Below are 21,369 nucleotides of genomic sequence, written 5' to 3' on the forward strand. Positions count from 1 at the left end.
TCAGTCAGTTTTTGGAATCGTTGTTCGTGAAGGACGCGGGCATCATCACGCGGCCGGGCTCAGACGAAAAACGTTTGGCCAGATCGCCTGTGGCGGCCAAAAGACGCACACGTGCGATGCGTTCATCGTGGAATGCGGCTCGAGCTGCGCTGCGGTAATTGAAGGAATCCGCTTGGATGTTAAGTAAATCAAGAAGCGAACGTCGCGCCACACGAAACTGCTTACGGTAGCCTTCAACAACTTTGTCGCCCACGTCTGATTGCGTGGATCCAACGCCCGCTCGAGATTGGGCGGATGCCCATTCCTGCCAAGCGAGGGCGGCTTTTTCGCGTGCCAGCAGGCGAGCTTCTTCGAGTGCGAATTGAGCCGCTCTGAGCTGCCCTTGAGCCGCCTCGACGGAAGCTGAAGTCGCGCCGCCGTTAAACACAGGTGCATTGACCTGTAGTTGCGTGAAGGTTTCAAAACGCAGAGTATTTGTGTTGTACTGGCGGGACATGGCCGCATCGACAGTTGGCCAGTACTGTCCTTTGGCCATACGGACGGCCGCCTCGGCAGCGACCACTTGTGCTTTGTATTGCGCAATGCTTGGCAAGTCGTCAGTGACACGCTGTACGGCCTGCGCCAGGCTCATGGGTATTTGTCCAAGGACGCCGTTTTCTGCAACCGCTGACTCCAGTCCAACAGGACGAGCGTCCATGTCCTCTGACCAGAATCGTCGAAGTTTTTGCATGGCTTGGGCCAAATCTGCTTTGCGCTGTTGCAAAGCCAATGAGGCGTTCTCCATGCGAACCAGCGCTTGCTCGTAGTCAATGCGTCGCCCCGTGTCGACTTGGGAAATTTTCTGAATGTCGTCCAGTGTTTCCCGGTGCGAATTCAAGTTGCGTACAGACAGACTGTACAAATCTGCCGTTTTGTCCCAGTTCAAATAAGCTTCAGAAGCTTGCTGGGCCACATCTTCGAGCGTGCCATCGCGCTGCTGTTCGGCCGCTTTGGTCAGCGCCTCGGCACGCTGAGCCTCCGCCTCGATCTTTCCGCCAGACCACAAGTTCAGTTTGGCTGTGGGCGAAATCGTAGTGCGGCCAAGCGACGAAGGTATAGACCCGGATCCATATTGGTTGCCATAAGCTGTGACGCCAATTTGCGGTTGATGCGCACTCCTTGCACGAGCGATGTCAGACTGTGCGGCCTGCGCTTTGGCATTGGCAGTTTGGATCGATGGATAGACTTGCAAGGCACGCTCCACCACTTGAGGCAAAGTCTGAGCCTCCAAACTGGAGAGGCCGAGTCCACTTGCGCATGCCAAAACGGTCAGTTTCATCCCGCCTGCGTTGCACAGGCGGTGCCGCAGAACAGGCCTAAGCAAAGGACTCAGTTTTTGACGGACAAGTTGAAACATCAGTTGGCAAATGCAAATTACGTTAAAAATGCAATTTTCGGCAATGGGGCTTATTTGTAAATCCGCCAATTGGCGTACGCCAATTGGCGGATTCGGGGTATATGACACAAAACAGACTTTGGATAATTTTTCTGAGTCATTGATTAGATCTGATATCTATTTTCAAATATCAAATTTAAACATTGTTTTGTAAACCAATGTAAACATAAAAGACTGTTTACCAATTAAAAAATAAATATTCGAGTCGATCTTCATTCGGTGCCTCAAATTAATCTTCGATTTCATTGAAATATTTGATATTTGTGTTTTTATCAATAAATGCAAATTGAAGGAGTTGAGAAATTTTTGACATTTCAATAGATGCGCCAGCATGCGCTCAACAGGGTGAAAATTAAATCTCCCGGAGGTTTGATCAGACGCTGAAGTTTGTCTCTCACCTGACCGTTGGGTGAAGGTGGGGCTCGCACAATGGCCGCATGCAAAACATCCAATCTCCCCTTCAGGCGCAAGTGGTGCAGTGGCTCGTGCAGGCGGGTGACGTGGTGGCTGCGGGCGATGTGCTGGTCATCGTGGAAGCCATGAAGATGGAGCACGAGATCCGGGCGCCGCAGTCGGGCCGTTTGAGCGAGCTGTTTTTCCAGCCCGGTGAGTCGGTCAACGAGGGTGAGGCGCTGGGCTGTTTGCAGCCCATGGCTGCAGACAATGCGGCGCAGGCGGCTGCGCACGCTGCCGTGCCACCGTCTGCTCATGCTGCGGCCAGCTCAGCACCCAAAGCGACACCGGAGCCTTTGGCGATTCGCGCCGATCTGCAAAAACTGCAAACGCGCCTGGCCTTCACGCAAGACGCGCAGCGCCCCGAAGCCGTGGCCAAGCGCCATGCCCTGGGCTTGCGCACGGCGCGCGAGAACATCGCCGACTTGTGCGATGCGGGCAGCTTCGTCGAATACGGTGCCCTCGCTGTGGCCGCGCAAAGCCGCCGCCGCTCGGCCGACGACCTGGTGCGCAACACGCCTGCCGACGGCATGGTGACCGGCATCGGCCAGATCAAGGGCCAGCGCGTGGTGCTCATGTCTTACGACGCGACGGTGCTGGCCGGCACGCAAGGCATGCGCAACCACCAGAAAACCGATCGCATGCTGGCCATCGCGCTGCAAAACAAGTTGCCGGTGGTGCTGTTCGCCGAAGGCGGTGGTGGCCGACCCGGCGATGTGGACGTGGCCATCGTGGCAGGACTCAACCTCACGACCTTCGCTGCCTTTGCCCGCCTCAATGGCCAGGTGCCGGTGATCGGCGTGGTGGCCGGGCGGTGCTTTGCGGGCAATGCGGCGTTCTTGGGTTGCTGCGATGTGATCATCGCCACGAAGGACAGCAACATCGGCATGGGCGGCCCGGCCATGGTCGAAGGCGGGGGCTTGGGCGTGTTCAAGCCCGAGCAGATTGGCCCCAGCGCCGTGCAGCACGGCAATGGTGTGATCGATGTGCTGGTGGACGACGAAGCGCAGGCGGTGGCTGCGGCAAAACATCACCTGTCGTTTTTTCAGGGTGCGCAGGGCGATTGGCAAGCGCCACCGGCAGATGCTTTGCGCCAGGTGGTGCCGGAAAACCGTTTGCGTGTGTACGACACCCGCACGGCCATGCAGGGCATCGCCGATGTGGGCAGCTTGCTGATGCTGCGCACCGGCTTTGGCCTGGGCATCCACACCGCGCTGTGCCGCATCGAAGGCCGGCCCGTGGGCATGCTGGCCAACAACCCGGCGCATCTGGGCGGTGCGATCGATGCCGATGCGGCCGACAAGGCGGCGCGTTTCATGCAGCTGTGCAACGCGCATGGCTTGCCCATCGTGAGCTTGGTGGACACGCCCGGCTTCATGGTCGGGCCTGACATGGAAGAAAAAGCGCAGGTGCGGCACGTCTCGCGCATGTTCATCGCGGCAGCCCATTTGCGGGTGCCTTACTTGAGCGTGGTCTTGCGCAAGGGCTACGGCCTGGGCGCAATGGCCATGACGGCGGGCGGCTTTCACGAGCCGCTGTGCAACGTGGCCTGGCCCACCGGCGAGTTTGGCGCGATGGGCTTGGAGGGCGCGGTGCGCCTGGGTTACCGCAAAGAACTGGAGGCCTTGCCCGAAGGCCCTGAACGCGAGGCCTTGTTTGATGAACTGCTGGCCCAGCAATACGAGAACGGCAGCGCCCTGAACATGGCCACCACGCTGGAGATCGACGCCGTCATCGACCCGGCCGACACCCGCCCGTGGCTGGTGGCGGGTTTGCAGTCAGGCAGGATCGCACCAGCCGCAGGGCCCTTGTCCATCGACACCTGGTGAACTGGTCTGCGTTCAAGCGCCGAGCCGCTGGATGGCCACCTCATTTCGATCGCAGAAACGCATTTCAAAGATCCTGCAAGGCGGTGGCGATCTGTTGCTGCACAAGCGATGCGTCGCCCAAGGCCTTGGCGTTGAGCAAGGCAAGCTTGACCAAAAAGAGTTGGGCTTTGTCGGCGCCTGCCTGGTCGATGGCCGTGGCCAAGGCGTCGTACACGGTTTCGAGGGCCTCGATGCTGAGTGTTTCTGAGGTCATGGTGTTCCTTATTGCGGCAAGGCGGTGTTCAGGGCCGCTTGCAGGCGGGTGGCGTCCAGTGTGATCCAACGTGCACAAACGTGTTGGTCGGGGCGCAGCAAATACGCGCTGCCGTTGGCGGGCACACCGTACCGCTGGCGCAGGTGACCATCTGCGTCGGGCAGCTGCTTGTCTGCGCCGGCCACAGGCTGGTCCGTGCCGACCGCGATCACGTTCAAAGGCATGCCTTTTGCACGCGCTGCGCGGATCACTTGTTGCAGCGGCTCAGGCAAAGCGGTGTCGGTGAAGTACAGCAGGTCAAAACCACCGCCCAGGTGGTCGAGCAAAAAGTCGTTCGCACCCAAGCGCACGTTTTGCGGTGGCGCGCCGTGCGCCGGGCCGCTCTTGAACAAGCCGTTGTCGTCGCCCATGCTGTTGAGCATGGAGTGCGTGTACTCGTGCGGACGCGAGGTGCGCCAGTGGTACAGCGGGCGCACAAATTCCTGTGTGAGCGAGAGCGACAAGACCGCATCGCGCAGCAAGCGGAAGCCGGGGCTGGGCGGCGCCATGAATCGGGTGCTCTTGCCCGCTTCGGTGATGATCTCGCGTGCAGCGCCCACGCGTTCGGTGCTGTGGTTGGTGAGCAGCTTGTGGCTTGCCAGGCCCTTGACCACAAAAGCCAGATGCCAGCCCAGCGACTGCGCATCTTGAAACGCGGTGTTGGCCCCGCGCACGCCAAAGATGGGCAGCAGGTGCGCCGCGTCGCCGGTGAAGATCACGCTGCCGTGCACAAAGTCGGGCAGCGTGAGCGTGCGGGCCGAGTAGACCGAAGACCAGTCCATCTCCCACTTCAGACCCGCGTGGCCAATCATGGCCAGCTGCGCGTCGATGCGGGTCTTGAGCGACTCGGGGCGAAGCGCCTCTTCGGGCGTTTCGCCCGGAGGCAACTGGTAGTCCACGCGCCAGATGCCATGGGGCTCGCGGTGCATCAAGATGGTGTTGCCGGGGTTCCACTCGGGGTCAAAATAAGCCAGTCTCTCGGTTGGAAAGGGTAAGTCGATCTTGATGTCAGCGATCACGAAAAAGCCTTCGTAAGACGCGCCTTCCATTTGCAGGTTCATGGCGGATCGGATGCCCGAGCGGCCCCCGTCGGCGGCGACCACCCAGTTACTTTCAAGCGCATACGGGCCTTCTGGCGTATCCACTTCGAGCACCGCGTAGCCGTCCTTCTGATCAACTTGGTTGACCTTGTTGCCCCAGCGGAAATCGATCAACGGGTTGGCTTTGCAGGCGTCGTGCAGGTACTCCTCCATGAATTGCTGCTGCACGTTGATGATCGGGAAGAAGCGGTCGTCCGGGTCGTGCGGCGCTTCCATGCGGAAGACACGCTGGCCCCGGTAAAACGAGTTGCCAAATCGCCAGGGCAGGCCGCCTGCCGTCATGCGGTCGGCCACGCCCACTTGTTGCAGGATTTCCATCGAGCGGCGTGTGAAGCAAATCGCCCGGCTGCCTTGCGAGAGCTGCAACTCGGCCGACAGCACCACACTGGGCACGCCGTGGCGGGCCAGCTCCAGCGCCGTGACCATGCCCGCAGGGCCAGAGCCCACGATCACGACTTTCTTTCGGTCTTGCGCAGGGTGTGCCGAGGCCAGCCAAGGCTTGAACACTTCGTATTGGTAATAAATCGATGGCCGTGCTTCGGTGGTGGGGGTGTGCATGGGTGTGTCGTCCAAGTGTGTCAGCGGTGGCGTGCGTGCGAGATCAGTCGGTCGAACATGGCGCTCAAAGTCGCTTGTTCTTTTTCCGTCAGGCAGCCAAAGATGTCTTCGTTGCGTTGGTGAATCATGGCCATGGCGCGTCGGAAAACCTTGCGCCCGGCAGGCGTCAGGGTCAGCACCACGCCACGGCCATCGTCGGGCCGGTCTTCCTTGCGCACCAGACCTTGGTCCACCAGCGCCTGCGCAGCCCGGCTGGCCTGGCCTTTGTTCAGGTTGGCTTTCTCAGCCAGCTCCTTGACCGACAAAGGCTCGAACGTGCCGATCGTGGTCAGGCAGCGTCCATCGCTCATCGACAGGCCCGTGTGCTCCGGATAGACCGATTGGCTGTCCGCATCGGTCAGCTTGTGCAATTGGTGCAGACGGTAGGTCAGCGTCCGGTCAAGTGGGGTAGACATGCGTGGCTTCCGTATGAAATTTGACGCTATATTAAACGCATATGGTTGCGCGCGCAACCAATTTAAGCCACGATGGTTGTGTGTGCAACCATGCGGACGAAAAAAACGCCTGAGGATCACTCAGGCGTCGCTTATGGGTTTAAGGTTTAAAACCGTTCCAGCTCCGGGTGCTTGATCGCCCCGGCCCGCACCAGCATCTTGCCGTACTCGGCGCAGCGGTTGAGGGTTGGAATGACCTTGCCGGGGTTGAGCAGGCCTTGCGGGTCGAAGGCGCGTTTGACGGCGAACATCTGTTCGTTTTCTTCCGCGCTGAACTGCACACACATGCTGTTCACTTTCTCGATGCCCACGCCGTGTTCGCCCGTCACCGTGCCGCCCATGGCCACGCTGGTTTCCAGAATGTCAGCGCCAAACAGCTCGCAGCGGCGCAATTGGTCGGCGTCGTTTGCATCGAACAAGATCAGCGGGTGCAGGTTACCGTCGCCCGCGTGGAACACGTTCAGGCAGCGCAGCGCGTATTTTTCTTCCATCTCGGAAATGGCTTGCAGGATGTCGGCCAAGCGCTTGCGCGGGATGGTGGAGTCCATGCACATGTAGTCGGGGCTGATGCGACCCGATGCCGGGAAGGCGTTTTTGCGGCCACTCCAGAATTTCATGCGCTGGGCTTCGTCGCGGCTCACGGTGATGGCGGTCGCGCCGCAGCCGCGCAGCACTTCGCTCATGCGGCCGATTTCTTCTTCCACTTCTTCGGGCGTGCCGTCGCTCTCGCACAGCAAAATGGCCGCCGCGCTCAGGTCATAGCCTGCGTGCACAAAGTCTTCGACCGCGATGGTCATGGGGCCGTCCATCATCTCCAGCCCTGCCGGGATGATGCCGGCTGCGATGACAGCGGCCACGGCGTCACCTGCTTTGCGCACATCGTCAAAGCTGGCCATGATGCAGCGCGCCAACTGCGGCTTGGGCACGAGTTTGACGGTGACTTCGGTGGTCACGGCCAGCATGCCTTCGCTGCCCACCAGCACGGCCAGCAGGTCGTAGCCAGCCGTGTCGAGCGCATCGCTGCCAAATTCAATCGGGTCGCCTTCGATGGTGAAGCCCTTGACTTTGAGCACGTTGTGTACCGTGAGGCCATATTTGAGACAGTGCACGCCGCCCGAGTTTTCGGCCACGTTGCCGCCGATCGTGCAGGCGATTTGGCTCGACGGGTCGGGCGCGTAATACAAGCCATAGGGCGCAGCCGCTTCGCTGATGGCCAGGTTGCGCACGCCGCACTGCACCACCGCTGTGCGGCTCACGGGGTCAACGGTTTTGATTTGGTTGAAGCGCGCCATCGAGAGCGTCACGCCCAGGCGGTGCGGCATGGCCCCGCCCGACAGGCCCGTGCCCGCACCGCGTGCCACCACCGGCACTTGCAGGGCGTGGCAGGCTTTGAGCACGGCTTGCACCTGCGCCTCGGTCTCGGGCAAGGCCACCACCAAAGGCCGCTCGCGGTAGGCGGTCAGCCCGTCGCATTCATACGGTGTGGTGTCTTCAGGGGTGTAGAGGATGGCGTCCGCTGGCAACACGCGGCCCAGAGCCTGCACCACGGTGCGTTGGCGCTCGGCGCGTTCAGCGGCAGTCAGTTGCTGTGTTTCGGCAGGGGTGTGGGCGCTCATGGCATGCAAGACCTTGAAAGAAGGCCTCCACTGTAAGCCCAAGCCCGGCGCAGGGGGCTGAAGAATCTTTGAGGGACTTGTGAATTTAGCCCAGGGCGGCAGAGGCAGAGGCAGGAGGCAGGTGGTCGGCGGTAGGTGGTGTTTGTCACCCCGGACGAAGATCCGGGGTCCATTCCCCCGCATCCAAGCGCTCTTGAATTCAACAGCCTGGATACCGGGTCAAGCCCGGTATGACACATTCACATACGACACATCCACGCATGACGCATGACGCATGACGCATGACGCATTCCCGTATGCCGCATCGAGTGGGCGGCCACTTCGAGTGGCCGCTTTTGCTTTCAGGCCAGCGCGCTTTTGAGCCAGTCGGCGAAGGTGGCGCATTCCCAGCGTTCCATGGTGCCGGTGCGCCAGCACAGGTAGTGGGCGTGGGGGCTGGGCACGCTGCGCTCGAACAGGCGCACCAGCTGGCCGCTTTCCAGCCAGGGTGCGCCCAGTTTGGTGCGGATCAGGCCAATGCCCAGGCCTTGGGCGGCGGCATCGCACATCAGGCCGATGTCGTTGAACGAGGAGCCGTCCACGGGCTCTGGCCAGTCCAGGTCGTGTGCGGCAAACCAGGTGCGCCAAGGCTCCAAGGGGCTGCGCAGCAGGGGCTGGCCTTGCAGCTCTTCGACACTGCTGAATGGGCCGTTTTCGCGCAGCCAGGCGGGCGAGGCCAGCGGGGTGACATCGTCTTTGGCCAAGCAAACGTGTTCCACATCCGAGTAGCGGCCGGTGCCAAAGCGCACCGTCAGGTCGGCGTCTTCGGCCACCACGTCCAGCAGGGGAATGCTCACTTGCAGGGTGATGTCGATCTCGGGGTAGGCGTCCAGAAAGTGCTTCAGGCGCGGCATCAACACCGAACGTGCAAACGTGGGCGTGACCGCCAAGCGCAATTTGCGGCGCCCGGGCGTGTTGCTGGCGCTGGGAAAGCGCTGCAGCGACACCAGGCCTTCGCGCACATGGGCCAGGTATTCGTTGCCTTCGGTGGTTAATGAAAAATCGGCTCGGCCAAACAGCTTGGTGCCAATGATCTGTTCCAACTGCTTGACGCGGTGACTCACCGCGCTGGGCGTCACGCACAGTTCTTCGGCCGCCTGCGTCACGCTGCGCAAACGAGCCAGTGCCTCAAAGGTCAGCAGGCACTGGATGGGTGGGATGCGGGAGGCAGCGGACATGCTGGGCTTACTTGAAGATCACGGTTTTGTGGCCGTTGATCAGCACGCGGTGTTCGCTGTGCCATTTCACGGCGCGGGCCAGCACCTGGCTTTCGGTGTCGCGGCCAATCGTGGTCAGGTCTTCCACGGTCTTGCTGTGGTCCACGCGGGCCACGTCTTGTTCGATGATCGGGCCTTCGTCCAGGTCGGCCGTCACGTAGTGAGCGGTGGCGCCGATCAGCTTCACGCCACGGTCGTGCGCCTGGTAATAGGGCTTGGCGCCTTTGAAGCTGGGCAAGAAGCTGTGGTGGATGTTGATGGCGCGACCGGCCAACTTGCGGCACAGGTCGTCGGAGAGGATTTGCATGTAGCGGGCCAGCACCACCAGCTCGGCGCCTTCGGCCTGGATGATTTCGTACTGTTTGGCTTCGGCCTGCGCCTTGTTGTCTTTGGTCACCGGGATGTGGTGAAACGGCACGTTGTAGCTGGCGGCCAGTTGGTAGAACTCGCGGTGGTTGCTCACGATGGCACGGATGTCCAAGGGCAACAGGCCACTCTTCCAGCGAAACAGCAGGTCGTTCAGGCAATGACCTTCCTTGCTGACCAAGAGCACGGTGCGCATGGGCTGGGTGGTGGCGTGCAGGTCCCACTTCATGTCAAAGGTCTGGGCAAAGGCCGACCATTGGGCATTGAGGCTGTCGCCGTCGATTTGGTCACAGGCGAACTGCACCCGCATGAAGAACAGACCGGTGTCGTGGTCGTTGTATTGCGCCGCTTCTTCGATGTTGCCGCCGCGCTCCAGCAAGAAACCCGACACGGCATGCACGATGCCGGTGCGGTCAGGGCAGGAGAGGGTGAGGATGTAAGTCGTGGTCATGGGGCAATGCGGTGTGGTTCTGGGTCCCTCGAGGTGCGGACGCAGCAGGTTCAGGACGGGCTCTATTGTAAAGAGGGCGGGCCTTGTCGCATTGGGGCCCAGAGGGGGTGTTGGCGCGGCGATCGGGGACTTAAACTGGCGGTCTAGAAAATCCAGAGGAGCTTTTGCTGTGGCCCAGACCGATTTCAACATGGACAACCAGTGGTTGCCCTTCACGCCCAACCGCACTTTCCGCAACGACCCCCGGGTGTTTGTGGGGGCCGAGGGCATGCACTTCACCACGCACGATGGCCGCAAGGTGATCGACGGCATCTCCAGCCTGTGGTGCGTGGGCGCAGGCCACAACCGCCGCCCGATCAACGAGGCCATCAAGAAGCAGCTGGACACACTGGACTACGCCACGGCTTTTCAGGCCAGCAACGACAAGGCCTTCAAGGCCGCCGAGATGATCGCGGCCATGGCGCCCGGCGATCTGAACAAGGTGCTGTTTTGCAACTCCGGGTCTGAAGCGGCTGACACCGCCCTGAAAGTGGCGCTGGCCTACCACCGCGCCCGCGGAGAAGGCCACCGCAACGTGTTCATTGGTCGCGAAAAGGGCTACCACGGCGTCAACTTCGGCGGCATGAGCGTGGGCGGCCTGCCGGCCAACCGCAAGGTGTATGGCGCGCAGCTGCTGCCGCGTGTGGACCACATGCGTTTCATTCACGACCCGGTGAACCACGCCTACATCCACCACGAGGAACCTGTGTGGGCCGAAGACCCATTGCTCGAGCTGGAAAACCGCATTTTGGTGCTGCACGACCCGAGCAACGTGGCGGCAGTCATCGTGGAGCCGATCGCGGGCAGCGCGGGCTGGTACATCCCGCCCAAGGGCTATGTGAAGCGCCTGCGCGAGATTTGCGACAAGCACGGCATCTTGCTGATTTTTGACGAGGTCATCACCGGTTTTGGACGCTTGGGCGTGAACTTTGGTGCCGACTATTACGGCGTGGTGCCCGACATGCTGAACTTTGCCAAAGCGGTGACCAACGGCGTGATCCCCCTGGGCGGCGTGATCTGCCGCGACTTCATCTACGACGCGATGATGAATGCCAACGCGCCCGAGCATGCGATCGAGTTCTTCCACGGCTACACCTATTCGGGCCACCCCGTGGCGTGTGCCGCCGCCATTGCCACGCTCGAGTTGATGAAGGAAGAAAACCTGTTTGCGCGTGCAGGCCAGCAGGGCAAGGTGTTGGGCGATGCGATGCATAGCGCGCTCAAGGGGCTGCCCAACGTGATCGGCATCCGCACGCTGGGCTTGGCTGGGGCGGTGGAGCTGTCCAGCATCGCGGGCTCGCCCGGCAAGCGGGCGTATGACATCTTCATGGACTGCTTCCACAAAGGCGTCTGGGTGCGCCCTGCCGGTGAAAACCTGGTGATTTGCCCGCCCTACATTGTGGAAGACGCACACATCGATCAAATCGTGCAGACCCTGGCCGACAGCATCCGACAGCATCCGCCGGCATGCGTGAGGGCTCCCGCATGGGGGCTTGGGGCCGGGTGACGGCCACACTGCTGGCCGCTTGGTGCGCCGCGCAGCTGTGCTTGTGGCTGCACACCCCGATCCCCTGGATGTTGGGGCCCTTGATCGTCACGGCGCTGGCATCGATGTCGGGGCTGCCGACCAGCAGCTCGGGCTGGCTGCGCAATGCCGGGCAGTGGGTGATCGGCGTGGCTTTGGGGCTGTATTTCACGCCGCAGGTCAGTGCCTTGGTGGTCAGCTTGTGGTGGGCGATTGTGTTGGCCATTGCCTGGGCCTTGGCGCTTGGGGCTTTGTTTGGTGGGTGGTTGCAGCGGCAGCACGCGGCAGACTTTGCGCACCTGTCGCCCCGTGCTTTGCGCGCCACCACCTATTTTTCAAGTGCGATTGGCGGTGCGTCCGAGATGACCTTGCTGTCCGAGCGCCATGGTGCGCGCACCGACCTGGTGGCGGCCGCGCACAGTGTGCGCTTGCTGTGTGTGGTGATCGCGGTGCCTTTTGGCATGCAGTGGGCGCAACACCGCTGGGGCTTGCATGTGGACGCGAGCTTGCTGCCCGGTCCACGCCTGGCGCATTGGCCGGGCTTGCTCTGGCTGGCGCTGGCCACGGCGGCAGGTGCCGGTTTGATGGTGGTGGTCAAGCGCACCAACCCATGGTTCATGGGGCCTTTGTTGGTCTCGATGGGCTTGACGCTGTCAGGGGTGGCGTGGTCGGCCGTTCCCAATGGCCTCTCGGATGCGGCACAGCTGGTCATTGGCGTGAGCCTGGGTGTGCGCTTTCGGCGTGAATTCATCCACACCGCGCCGCAATGGTTGTTGTCGGTGGCCGGTGGCACTTTCCTGATGATGGCGCTCTCATTGGGTTTTGGCTTGCTGATGGCCTGGCTGACGGGTCTGCACCCCGCCACTTTGATTTTGGGCACAGCGCCAGGCGGTATTGCCGAGATGGCGATCACCGCCAAGGTCTTGCAACTGGGCGTGCCGGTGGTGACGGCGTTTCAGGTTTGCCGCCTGGTGGCGGTGCTGATGCTGGTGGGGCCGATGTTTCAGTGGGGGCTTGGCCGTAAAAAAACCGCCTGAAGGCGGTTTTTTGCAGGTCGGTGGTTTCTCAGTGCACGACGACAGGCTGCTGAGCCAAGCCGGTGTAGCCTTCCAGCGTGTCTTCGACTTCTTCCTGTGTGGGGGTGTGTTGCTGCCAGGCTTGGATTTGTTGCTGGAACATTTCGGCCCACGAGCCGTCCAGGTACACCTCTTTGCCGGAACGTTTGTCCACGATTTCAAAACCATGGCGTTCCAGCAGCGGCTTGCTGGTGGCGGGCGCGGCTTCTGCTGGCGCGTTGGCCAGCAAGTGCATCACGGCAAAGGTTTCAGATTCGTACAGCAAGTTCATGGTTTCATTCTCCCTCAAGTTCTGTGACTCATCTGGGGTTTTTTGAATGAACTTCAAGGCGGTGTGGCTTTTGATGTCTGGGGCAAGGGCGGCAGCTTTTCTAAGCCGCGCAAATTCAGATCGATGAAGCTGCCGCTGACTTGTGTGATGCGAATGCGCACGGGCAGCCAATCGTGCTGAGCCGAGACCCAGAACTCGACTTTGGCGTCGAACCGGTTGCGCGGTTGGCACACCCATTTGACGGTGTTGATCGATTGGCCGTCAACGTTGAGCGTTTCGGTTTGCTCGAACGTCAGCAACCAAGGCAGCGCGTCGCGCAAGGTGACGGTCTGGATTTGCAACCGGGCACCGGGGGTAAAACGCTCGGGTGAGCCAGCCATGGCAGCGGCCAGTTGGACGTACAAACTGATTTGGTCTTGCGCACCGGCGATCAAAGGGGCTTCTGGCGCGTTGCCGCTGAACACGATGCGGTTTTTCTCGCGGTCGAAATGCGCAGCGCGTTCGCCACGCCAGCTGTCCGAAAAGCGGCGAGGGGCCAGACCTGCGGCGGTGATGTCGCCCACACTGCGCCAATGGCGCGAGCCCACCAAAAAGGCTTTGACCGACAGGGTCAGTGCGTAGGCTTGGTCGTTGTGCTGCCAGTTCAGCTCGCCGCTGGCGTAATAGGTCAAGCCTTTTTCTTGGCCCGTGAGGTCGTACCGCAGCAAACTGGACGGGGGCAAGGCGCCCAAAGGGATGTGCGGCAACACCTCTGCCGGGGGCAGCGTCTGGGTGGGTTCGCTGGCAGCTTGTGGTGGCGCTGGCGTTGCGGGTGGCGGCTCGGGCGTGATGGCGGTTTCTGCTGTTGGCGTTGAAGCCTGCGCGATCTCTGCATCAGGCTCGGCAGGTGCGCTGACCCGCGGTTCTTCGGGCGGGGTTATGACGGGCGTTGGCGCAGCTTCTTGCGCAATGCGCGGGCGATGGGCTTTGGGTGGCGGTGCGACTGCAGGCGCTGGTGGCGTCGGGGGCGCGATCATGCGTGTTTGCAGAGGGCGCACTTGTGCCGATGCCCGGTCTGGCATCTGGAAATCCAGACTGCCCGACATGCCCAAAAAAACCGCCCCATGCACCAGCAGCATGATCACGGTCAGCCACGTCAGTGTGCGGCGCGAAGGGCCGCCTTTGCTGGCAATTTGGCGGGTAGGCGTTGTCACGGACTGGCTGTGCATCAGGCCGTATGCCAGCCCAGATCGGCCGACAGTTGGACGGCGAACTGCCGAAGTGCTTGCGCGGCGGGCCCTGTCCACTCGGCATTGAAGGTGGCCGAGGAGCCCAGCGCGACCACGCCCAGCGCGAGGTGCCCATCGGCGTCGAAAACAGGCGCACAAAATCCGGAGATGCCCGGCAGCAAGACGTTCACCACGCGGCCCAAGCCTTGTTCCCGGGTTTCTTGCAGGATGGCTTTGACCTGCGCTGCCGTGCCGGGCAAGTCGCTGCGTCCAAGTTTGCGGGTCAAGGCCAGTTCGGCCTCGATCATGGGGAGGGCTTTGTCGGCGCTGCCACCATGGCCCACAAAGGCGGCAAAGCAACGGCCTGTGGCCGACGACAGCAAAGGCATCACATCGCCCAATCGCAAATTGACGGATGCGGCCATGGGTGACTCTTGCCAATGCACCAGGGTCGGGCCGTGGTTGCCCCAGACGGCCAATGCCAAGGTGTGGCCGATTTCTTCCATCAGAGCGGGCAGGCGTTCGCGTGCCATTTTCACGGCGTCCAGCCGCGACAGTGTGGCCAAGCCCAAGCGCAGTGTCGCAGGGCCCAATTCGTAGCGGGTGCTGGTGCTGTCTTGCACCACCAGACCCAGCCGCTGGAAGCTGACCAGGTAGCGGTGGGCCTTGGCCGCGCTCATGCCGGCTGCAGAGGCCAGGTCGCGCAGCATCAGGGGGCCAGGGGCTTGGGCCAGCACGTCCAGCAAGGCAAAACCTACTTCGACCGACTGGATGCCGGCGCGTTCCTTGCCTTCTTCGGCGGGGTTGGTGTCTGTGGCCATATCGTCTAGAATCAAGTTTCGTTTAGTTAAACGAGTTTAACAATGCGTAATTTGTGAGCTGACTCACTGTAGCGCATCGCGACACAAACGGACACACACAACATGAAATTGGCGACATACAAAGACGGCTCACGCGATGGTCAACTGGTGGTGGTTTCGCGTGATTTGAGCACAGCCCATTATGCGACCGGCATCGCGACCAAAATGCAGCAAGTGCTGGACGATTGGAACTTCCTGGCGCCTCAATTGGAAGACCTGTACACCACGCTCAACCAAGGCAAATCACGTCATGCCTTCCCGTTTGACCCTGAGCAGTGCATGGCGCCTTTGCCACGCGCCTACCAGTGGGCCGATGGCTCGGCCTACATCAACCACGTGGAGTTGGTGCGCGCAGCCCGCAACTCCGAAGTGCCCAGCAGCTTTTACACCGACCCGCTGATGTACCAGGGTGGCAGCGATGACTTCATCGGTCCACGCGACCCGGTGGTGTGCGCCAACGAGGCCTTCGGCATCGACTTTGAAGCTGAGATCGCCGTCATCACCGCCGATGTGCCCATGCAAACCAGCGCCGACGATGCCATCGACGCCGTGCGCTTGGTCATGCTGGCCAACGACGTGAGCCTGCGCAACTTGATCCCGAATGAGCTGGCCAAAGGCTTTGGCTTCTTCCAGAGCAAACCGGCCACCGCCTTCAGTCCCGTGGCCGTGACGCCCGATGAGCTGGGCGACGCTTGGCAAGGCGGCCGCGTGCACCTGACGCTGCAGTCCACCTGGAACGGCCGCAAAGTGGGCATGTGCGAAGCCGGCCCCGAGATGACTTTCCACTTCGGCCAGTTGATCGCCCACATCTGCAAAACGCGCAACGTGCGCGCAGGCTCCATCGTGGGCAGCGGCACGGTGAGCAACAAAAGCGTGGAAGTGAAAGGCAAACCCGAGTGGCCCAAGGGCTACAGCTGCATCGCCGAAAAACGCGCCATCGAAACCATCCTGGACGGCAAGCCCTCCACCGAGTTCATGAAGTTCGGCGACACCATCCGCATCGAGATGAAAGGCCAAAACGGCGAGAGTTTGTTTGGCGCGATCGAGCAGGAAATCGTGCCGCTCGAAGGCTGATTACTGCTTTAGCCAGCGTAAAAAATGTTCGACAACGGCCTCTGGCTTTTCCATCATCATCATGTGACCTGAGCCAGCCAACACCTGCACGGTGGGGTGGGCCGGGATCAGGTTGGCCATGGCTTCATGTTGTTTTGGGCTGGCCCAGGTGTCGAATTCGCCAGCCATCAGCAAGGTGGGTACACGCAGCTGTTGCAACACATCTCTGGCATCAGGGCGCGACAGCAGGGCCTGGATCTGGCGCTTGAAAACGTCCTCTGACTTGCGCTCGAACATGTGGACAACCTCTTCAATCAGTGCCGCATCGGTCAGACGCAAAGGTGCCACCATGTTCTGCACCCAGGTTTGAGCCATCATCCGCACGCCACAGCGCTGCGCCACATCCAGTAAGGCTTGTCTCGTCTGGACTTCTCTCTCGCCTGCTTCACCAGCTTCTTTGGGGCGGTAACCCGTGCCCAGCAAGGCCAGTGCCAGCACGCGCTCAGGCGCAAGCCGCACAATCTCCAATGCCACACGACCGCCCATAGAGTGCCCGGCCAAGTGAAAGGATGGGGGGGCTGTGTCCAGAATCTGCTGGGCCATCAAGACGAGCGAATCGGCGGGTCCATGATCCACAACATTGACCAGGGCATGCTCCTGCAAGCTTGGCAACATGGGCGCCCAAGATGCGGCATCGCACATCAAGCCAGGCACAAGAATCAAATGCGGTGTGGTCATGGGGTCCTTTTGGGGCGTGCTCAGACGGTGATGGGGAGATCATGCACGACCCCGATGGGCCTTTATCGTGTTGCAAATTCGGCTGGTGTGGGTCGCTGCGAAGCGTTAAAACACCATTTGCGCTTCAAGATTGAAGCGCAAAACCCTGAAATACACTTCTTGCCTATCTGGGAGTCCCATCATTGGCTTGAATGACAAACAACAAAGAGGCAGATGTCCCTTTGTTGTTTGTCGGGAATGTGTGTATTCAGCCCAACTTCTTCATCAACAACGCATTCACCTGCCCCGGATTGGCCTTGCCCTTGCTGGCTTTCATGATCGGGCCGACCAGGCCGTTCAGAGCCTTGGCGTTGCCCGCCTTGAACTCTTCGACGTTCTTGGGGTTGGCGGCCAGCACATCGTCGATGATCTTTTCCAGCTCGCCGGTGTCATTCATCTGCTTGAGGCCTTTGGCATCGATGATGGCGTCGACTTCGCCTTCTTTGTTCCACAGGCCTTCAAACACCTGACGCGCCGCGTTGTTGCTGATGGTGTTGTCGCTGATGCGGCCGATCAGGGCCGCCAGTTGCGCGGCGCTCACGGGCGCTTGTTCGATGGCCATTTCGCTGGCGTTCAGTCGGCGAGAGACTTCGCCCATGATCCAGTTGCTGGCCAGTTTGGGCTGGCCGCAGGCTTTGGCGGTGGCTTCAAAGTAGGCGGCGACCGCTTTGCTTTGTGTCAGCTGTGTGGCGTCGTATTCAGGCAGGGCGTAGTCTTTGACGAAGCGCTCGGCCATCACGCGGGGCAGTTCGGCCATTTCGCCTTTGACGCGCTCCACCCAGTCACGGCCGATCACCAGCGGCGGCAGGTCCGGGTCGGGGAAGTAGCGGTAGTCGGCGGCGTCTTCTTTGGTGCGCATGGCGCGGGTTTCGCCCGTGTCCGGGTCGAACAGCACGGTGGCTTGTTGGATGGCGATGCCGTCTTCGATTTGGTCAATCTGCCAGCGCACTTCGTAGTCAATCGCCTGCTGCATGAACTTGAAGCTGTTCAGGTTCTTGATTTCGCGGCGTGTGCCCAGCTCGCAACCGGGCTTGCGCACCGACACGTTGGCGTCGCAGCGGAACGAGCCTTCTTGCATGTTGCCGTCGCAAATGCCGATCCAGGTGACGATCTTGTGCAGCTCTTTGGCGTAGGCCACGGCCTCTTCGCTGCTGCGCATGTCGGGCTGGGTCACGATCTCCAGCAGCGGTGTTCCAGCGCGGTTCAGGTCAATGCCGCTTTGGCCAATGAAGTCTTCGTGCAGCGATTTGCCCGCGTCTTCTTCGAGGTGGGCGCGTTCCAGGCGCACGGTTTTGCGCACGGTCTCTTTGCCCACTTCCAGGAAGAACGACACCTCACCGCCTTGCACCACTGGGATCTCGAACTGGCTGATTTGGTAGCCCTTGGGCAGGTCGGGATAGAAGTAGTTTTTGCGGGCAAAAATGCTGCGCTCGGCGATGTGGGCGTTGATGGCCAGGCCGAACTCGATGGCGCGTTCGACAGCGCCAATGTTCATCACGGGCAGTGTGCCGGGCAGGGCCATGTCCACCGCGCAGGCTTGCGTGTTGGCTTCAGCACCAAACGCCGTCGGGGCGCGGCTGAAGATTTTGCTGTGGGTCGAGAGTTGGGCGTGTGTCTCGAAGCCGATGACGACTTCGTAGCCTTGGACGAGTTTGCTCATGTCAGATGCCCTCCGGCTTGCGAAGGTGGAAATCGGTGGCTTGTTGCAGTCGGTGCGCGGCGTTGAGCAACTGGGCTTCTTTGAAGTAGTTGCCAATCAACTGCAAACCCACGGGCATGTTGCCCGCGCCAAAGCCTGCGGGCACGCTCATGCCGGGCAGACCTGCCAGCGATGCAGGCAGCGTGAAGATGTCGGCCAAATAGTCGGCCACCGGGTCGTTGGCGTTTTCGCCAAACTTCCAGGCCACCGAGGGGGCCACGGGGCCAGCGATGACGTCGCATTCTTTGAACGCGTTCTGGAAGTCGTCGGCGATCATGCGGCGGATTTTTTGGGCTTGCAGATAGTAGGCGTCGTAATACCCATGGGAGAGCACATAGGCGCCCGTCATGATGCGGCGCTTGACCTCGTTGCCAAAGCCTTCGGCGCGGGTCTTTTTGTACATGTCCACCAGGTCGGTGTAGTCCTTGGCGCGGTGGCCGAACTTCACGCCGTCAAAGCGGCTGAGGTTGGAGCTGGCTTCGGCCGGGGCAATGATGTAGTAGACCGGAATGGACAACTCGGTGCGCGGCAAGCTGATGGGCACCAGCTTGGCGCCCAGTTTTTCGTACTCGCTCAAAGCACCATCGACGGCAGCGCGCACATCGGCGTGCAGGCCTTCGCCAAAGAACTCTTTGGGAATGCCAATGCGCAGGCCTTCGAGTGAGTGGTTCAGCGATGCGCTGAAGTCTTCGCTGGGCATGTCCAGCGAGGTGGAGTCGCGGTCGATGTCGCCACCGCACATGGCGCTCAGCAACAGGGCGCAGTCTTCGGCGCTGCGGGCCATGGGGCCAGCTTGGTCCAGGCTCGAGGCGTAGGCGATCAGCCCAAAGCGTGATGCGCGGCCATAGGTCGGTTTGATGCCGGTGATGCCGCAAAAGCTGGCAGGTTGGCGTATCGAGCCGCCGGTGTCGGTGCCGGTGGCGGCGGGGGCCAGGCCTGCTGCCACAGCCGCTGCGCTGCCGCCGGACGAGCCGCCGGGCACGCGGGCTGTGTCCCAGGGGTTTTGCACCGGGCCATAGGCCGAGTTTTCGTTGGCCGAACCCATGGCGAATTCGTCGCAGTTGAGCTTGCCCAAGGTGACCATGCCCGCTGTGCGCAGGCGCTGGACCACGGTGGCGTCAAAGGGCGAACGGTAGCCGCTCAGGATTTTGGAGCCTGCGGTGGTGGCGAACTCGCGGGTGACGAACACGTCCTTGTGCGCCACGGGCACGCCTTCCAGCGGGCCGGCTGTGCCGTCGGCCAGTTTGGCGTCCGAGGCGCGGGCCTGGGCCAGCGTCACTTCGCTGTCGATGTCCAAAAAGGCGTTGTGCGGGTTGCCGCCCATGCGGGCCAGAAAGCGCGTGGCCACTTCGACGGCACTGACTTCTTTGGTCTGTAAAAGGCTGGCCAGCGCTTTCACGCTGAGGTTGTGCAGATCACTCATGGCTTACTCGATGACTTTGGGAACCAGAAACAGGCCGCGCTCGACGGCGGGGGCGCTTTGCTGGTTCAAATCGCGTTGGTTGGGCTCGCTGGCCACGTCTGGGCGCAGGCGCAGCGTGATGTCCTGGATGGCCGCTACCGGGTGGGCCATGGGGGTGATGCCGGTGGTGTCGACCGCCTGCATGGCTTGAACGATGCCAAAAAAGCCATTGATTTGAGAGAGCATGCGCTCACTTTCTTCGGGCTTGAGCTCCAGACGGGCGAGGTTCGCGATCCGGGCAATATCCTGCGGGGTCAGGGACATGGTTTGAAAAGAGTTGTAAAGGTCAAATTTTTTCCGGGCCCTAGGGTGAACAAACGTACGCCTTTGACCAGGGGATCGGGTATTATCCTGTGTTTACTGCAGCGTCAAGAACGGTCTTCGCGCAAGACCGCACGCTATCCCAGATTTGATTGTTGTGCCCGCCCATCCCAGCCCTCCACAGCAGATCGGTTGAGGCCCCTAAGGATTCCCGAATGTTCTCTTCATTCCGCCGCTATTTTTCCAGTGACCTGGCCATTGACCTGGGCACCGCCAACACCCTGATTTTTGTGCGAGACAAGGGCATCGTGTTGGACGAGCCTTCCGTGGTGGCGATCCGTCACGAAGGCGGCCCCCAAGGCAAGAAAACCTTGCAAGCCGTGGGCCACGAAGCGAAGGCCATGCTGGGCAAGGTGCCCGGCAACATCGAAGCCATTCGCCCCATGAAGGACGGCGTGATCGCTGACTTCACCGTGACCGAGCAGATGCTCAAGCAGTTCATCCGCATGGTGCACCCCCGCAGCACTTTCCGTCCCAGCCCCCGCATCATCATTTGCGTGCCTTGCGGTTCGACCCAGGTGGAGCGCCGCGCCATCCGTGAATCGGCCTTGGGTGCAGGCGCCTCCGAGGTGTACCTGATTGAAGAACCCATGGCCGCGGCCATCGGGGCGGGCTTGCCCGTGTCCGAAGCGTCTGGCTCCATGGTGGTGGACATCGGCGGCGGCACGACCGAAGTGGGCGTGATCTCGCTGGGCGGCATGGTCTACAAAGGCAGTGTGCGCGTGGGTGGCGACAAATTCGACGAAGCCATCATCAGCTACATCCGCCGCAACTACGGCATGTTGATCGGTGAGCCCACGGCCGAAGCCATCAAGAAGAACATCGGCTCGGCCTTCCCGGGCAGCGAAGTCAAGGAAATGGAAGTCAAGGGCCGCAACCTGTCCGAAGGCGTGCCGCGCAGCTTCACCATTAGCTCCAACGAGATCCTCGAAGCTCTGACCGATCCGCTCAACCAGATCGTCTCGGCCGTCAAAACTGCACTGGAGCACACGCCGCCTGAGTTGGGTGCCGACATTGCCGAGCGCGGCATGATGCTCACCGGTGGTGGCGCTTTGCTGCGCGATCTGGACCGATTGCTGGCCGAAGAGACCGGTTTGCCTGTGCTGGTTGCCGAAGACCCGCTGACCTGCGTGGCACGCGGTTGCGGCATGGCGCTGGAGCGCATGGACCAGCTGGGCAGCATTTTCACCAGCGAGTAAAGCACGTGCGGGCCTGCACCACGCAGGTC

General features: G+C 61.2%; 19 protein-coding genes. 5 read left to right on the plus strand and 14 right to left on the minus strand.

Annotated elements, in window-relative coordinates; genetic code table 11:
- Positions 1-4 precede the first annotated feature (4 nt).
- A complete protein-coding gene (locus B9Z43_RS15445) occupies positions 5-1,465 on the minus strand; it encodes a TolC family protein (protein WP_146183944.1) in 1,461 nt (486 codons plus the stop codon).
- A gap of 455 nt (positions 1,466-1,920) precedes the next feature.
- Between B9Z43_RS15445 and B9Z43_RS15455 the strand changes: the two genes are divergently transcribed.
- The gene (locus B9Z43_RS15455) at positions 1,921-3,717 is read left to right on the plus strand and encodes a carboxyl transferase domain-containing protein (protein ID WP_369910414.1); all 1,797 of its coding nucleotides are present in this window, start codon (positions 1,921-1,923) and stop codon (positions 3,715-3,717) included.
- A gap of 64 nt (positions 3,718-3,781) precedes the next feature.
- Here the strand turns inward: B9Z43_RS15455 and B9Z43_RS15460 are convergent, their stop codons facing one another.
- From B9Z43_RS15460 to purU, 6 genes are all read right to left on the minus strand, one after another.
- Positions 3,782-3,970 carry a DUF2783 domain-containing protein gene (locus B9Z43_RS15460; RefSeq protein WP_108326847.1) on the minus strand — a complete coding sequence of 63 codons (189 nt, stop codon included), beginning with the start codon at positions 3,968-3,970 and terminating at the stop codon, positions 3,782-3,784.
- Between the two features lie 8 nt (positions 3,971-3,978).
- Positions 3,979-5,667, minus strand: a complete 1,689-nt coding sequence (locus B9Z43_RS15465) for an FAD-dependent monooxygenase (protein WP_108326848.1) — start codon at positions 5,665-5,667, stop codon at positions 3,979-3,981.
- A gap of 20 nt (positions 5,668-5,687) precedes the next feature.
- Positions 5,688-6,122: a MarR family winged helix-turn-helix transcriptional regulator gene (locus B9Z43_RS15470; RefSeq protein ID WP_108326849.1), complete on the minus strand. Its 435-nt coding sequence runs from the start codon at positions 6,120-6,122 to the stop codon at positions 5,688-5,690.
- Between the two features lie 146 nt (positions 6,123-6,268).
- Positions 6,269-7,777 (minus strand): FAD-linked oxidase C-terminal domain-containing protein, encoded by a 1,509-nt coding sequence (locus B9Z43_RS15475; protein ID WP_108326850.1) that lies wholly within the window; start codon positions 7,775-7,777, stop codon positions 6,269-6,271.
- Positions 7,778-8,118: 341 nt separating this feature from the next.
- Positions 8,119-8,994 (minus strand): LysR substrate-binding domain-containing protein, encoded by an 876-nt coding sequence (locus B9Z43_RS15480; RefSeq protein ID WP_108326851.1) that lies wholly within the window; start codon positions 8,992-8,994, stop codon positions 8,119-8,121.
- Positions 8,995-9,001: 7 nt separating this feature from the next.
- Positions 9,002-9,850, minus strand: coding sequence for a formyltetrahydrofolate deformylase (gene purU, locus B9Z43_RS15485; protein ID WP_108326852.1), 849 nt, complete (start codon positions 9,848-9,850; stop codon positions 9,002-9,004).
- A gap of 169 nt (positions 9,851-10,019) precedes the next feature.
- On the opposite strand from purU, the gene B9Z43_RS15490 reads away from it, so the two are divergent.
- Both B9Z43_RS15490 and B9Z43_RS15495 read left to right on the plus strand, forming a co-directional pair.
- Positions 10,020-11,396, plus strand: a complete 1,377-nt coding sequence (locus B9Z43_RS15490; protein WP_108326853.1) for an aminotransferase class III-fold pyridoxal phosphate-dependent enzyme — start codon at positions 10,020-10,022, stop codon at positions 11,394-11,396.
- Positions 11,357-12,451: an AbrB family transcriptional regulator gene (locus B9Z43_RS15495; RefSeq protein ID WP_233250123.1), complete on the plus strand. Its 1,095-nt coding sequence runs from the start codon at positions 11,357-11,359 to the stop codon at positions 12,449-12,451. The genes B9Z43_RS15490 and B9Z43_RS15495 overlap by 40 nt, the downstream gene beginning before the upstream one ends.
- 28 nt (positions 12,452-12,479) lie before the next feature.
- On the opposite strand, the gene B9Z43_RS15500 is transcribed toward B9Z43_RS15495, so the two are convergent.
- Genes B9Z43_RS15500 through B9Z43_RS15510 form a run of 3 tightly spaced genes read right to left on the minus strand, consistent with a single transcriptional unit; the run spans position 12,480 to position 14,790 of the window.
- The gene (locus tag B9Z43_RS15500; protein ID WP_108326908.1) at positions 12,480-12,761 is read right to left on the minus strand and encodes a DUF3567 domain-containing protein; all 282 of its coding nucleotides are present in this window, start codon (positions 12,759-12,761) and stop codon (positions 12,480-12,482) included.
- A 53-nt stretch (positions 12,762-12,814) separates the two neighbouring features.
- Complete coding sequence (locus B9Z43_RS15505) at positions 12,815-13,954, minus strand: DUF3108 domain-containing protein (protein ID WP_233250124.1); 1,140 nt, start codon at positions 13,952-13,954, stop codon at positions 12,815-12,817.
- A 14-nt stretch (positions 13,955-13,968) separates the two neighbouring features.
- Positions 13,969-14,790 (minus strand): IclR family transcriptional regulator, encoded by an 822-nt coding sequence (locus B9Z43_RS15510; protein ID WP_108326855.1) that lies wholly within the window; start codon positions 14,788-14,790, stop codon positions 13,969-13,971.
- Positions 14,791-14,892: 102 nt separating this feature from the next.
- Here B9Z43_RS15510 and B9Z43_RS15515 point away from each other — a divergent pair, with 102 nt between their 5' ends.
- Positions 14,893-15,903, plus strand: coding sequence for a fumarylacetoacetate hydrolase family protein (locus B9Z43_RS15515; RefSeq protein WP_108326856.1), 1,011 nt, complete (start codon positions 14,893-14,895; stop codon positions 15,901-15,903).
- Here the strand turns inward: B9Z43_RS15515 and B9Z43_RS15520 are convergent, their stop codons facing one another.
- The 4 genes from B9Z43_RS15520 to gatC form a co-directional block, all read right to left on the minus strand.
- Positions 15,904-16,620 (minus strand): alpha/beta fold hydrolase, encoded by a 717-nt coding sequence (locus tag B9Z43_RS15520; protein WP_108326857.1) that lies wholly within the window; start codon positions 16,618-16,620, stop codon positions 15,904-15,906.
- A 247-nt stretch (positions 16,621-16,867) separates the two neighbouring features.
- The gene (gatB, locus tag B9Z43_RS15525; RefSeq protein ID WP_108326858.1) at positions 16,868-18,319 is read right to left on the minus strand and encodes an Asp-tRNA(Asn)/Glu-tRNA(Gln) amidotransferase subunit GatB; all 1,452 of its coding nucleotides are present in this window, start codon (positions 18,317-18,319) and stop codon (positions 16,868-16,870) included.
- A 1-nt stretch (position 18,320) separates the two neighbouring features.
- Entirely contained in the window at positions 18,321-19,781 is a 1,461-nt protein-coding gene (gene gatA, locus B9Z43_RS15530) for an Asp-tRNA(Asn)/Glu-tRNA(Gln) amidotransferase subunit GatA (RefSeq protein ID WP_108326859.1), read from the minus strand.
- 3 nt (positions 19,782-19,784) lie between these two features.
- Complete coding sequence (gene gatC, locus B9Z43_RS15535; RefSeq protein WP_108326860.1) at positions 19,785-20,084, minus strand: Asp-tRNA(Asn)/Glu-tRNA(Gln) amidotransferase subunit GatC; 300 nt, start codon at positions 20,082-20,084, stop codon at positions 19,785-19,787.
- A gap of 212 nt (positions 20,085-20,296) precedes the next feature.
- Here gatC and B9Z43_RS15540 point away from each other — a divergent pair, with 212 nt between their 5' ends.
- On the plus strand, positions 20,297-21,340 hold the full coding sequence (locus B9Z43_RS15540) for a rod shape-determining protein (RefSeq protein WP_062408136.1): 1,044 nt from the start codon (positions 20,297-20,299) through the stop codon (positions 21,338-21,340).
- Positions 21,341-21,369: the final 29 nt, after the last annotated feature.

The sequence above is a fragment of the Limnohabitans sp. MMS-10A-192 genome, from assembly GCF_003063335.1.
Lineage (GTDB): Bacteria > Pseudomonadota > Gammaproteobacteria > Burkholderiales > Burkholderiaceae_C > Limnohabitans_A.

Excerpts from the sequence above, each read along its gene's own strand:
- B9Z43_RS15510 (WP_108326855.1), bottom strand. The coding sequence starts at position 14,790 with ATGGCCACAGACACCAACCCCGCCGAAGAAGGCAAGGAACGCGCCGGC.
- B9Z43_RS15470 (WP_108326849.1), bottom strand. The coding sequence starts at position 6,122 with ATGTCTACCCCACTTGACCGGACGCTGACCTACCGTCTGCACCAATTG.
- gatB (WP_108326858.1), bottom strand. The coding sequence starts at position 18,319 with ATGAGCAAACTCGTCCAAGGCTACGAAGTCGTCATCGGCTTCGAGACA.
- B9Z43_RS15480 (WP_108326851.1), bottom strand. The coding sequence starts at position 8,994 with ATGTCCGCTGCCTCCCGCATCCCACCCATCCAGTGCCTGCTGACCTTT.
- gatC (WP_108326860.1), bottom strand. The coding sequence starts at position 20,084 with ATGTCCCTGACCCCGCAGGATATTGCCCGGATCGCGAACCTCGCCCGT.
- B9Z43_RS15495 (WP_233250123.1), top strand. The coding sequence starts at position 11,357 with ATGCGTGAGGGCTCCCGCATGGGGGCTTGGGGCCGGGTGACGGCCACA.
- B9Z43_RS15540 (WP_062408136.1), top strand. The coding sequence starts at position 20,297 with ATGTTCTCTTCATTCCGCCGCTATTTTTCCAGTGACCTGGCCATTGAC.
- B9Z43_RS15460 (WP_108326847.1), bottom strand. The coding sequence starts at position 3,970 with ATGACCTCAGAAACACTCAGCATCGAGGCCCTCGAAACCGTGTACGAC.
- B9Z43_RS15520 (WP_108326857.1), bottom strand. The coding sequence starts at position 16,620 with ATGACCACACCGCATTTGATTCTTGTGCCTGGCTTGATGTGCGATGCC.
- B9Z43_RS15475 (WP_108326850.1), bottom strand. The coding sequence starts at position 7,777 with ATGAGCGCCCACACCCCTGCCGAAACACAGCAACTGACTGCCGCTGAA.
- B9Z43_RS15465 (WP_108326848.1), bottom strand. The coding sequence starts at position 5,667 with ATGCACACCCCCACCACCGAAGCACGGCCATCGATTTATTACCAATAC.
- gatA (WP_108326859.1), bottom strand. The coding sequence starts at position 19,781 with ATGAGTGATCTGCACAACCTCAGCGTGAAAGCGCTGGCCAGCCTTTTA.
- purU (WP_108326852.1), bottom strand. The coding sequence starts at position 9,850 with ATGACCACGACTTACATCCTCACCCTCTCCTGCCCTGACCGCACCGGC.
- B9Z43_RS15500 (WP_108326908.1), bottom strand. The coding sequence starts at position 12,761 with ATGAACTTGCTGTACGAATCTGAAACCTTTGCCGTGATGCACTTGCTG.
- B9Z43_RS15515 (WP_108326856.1), top strand. The coding sequence starts at position 14,893 with ATGAAATTGGCGACATACAAAGACGGCTCACGCGATGGTCAACTGGTG.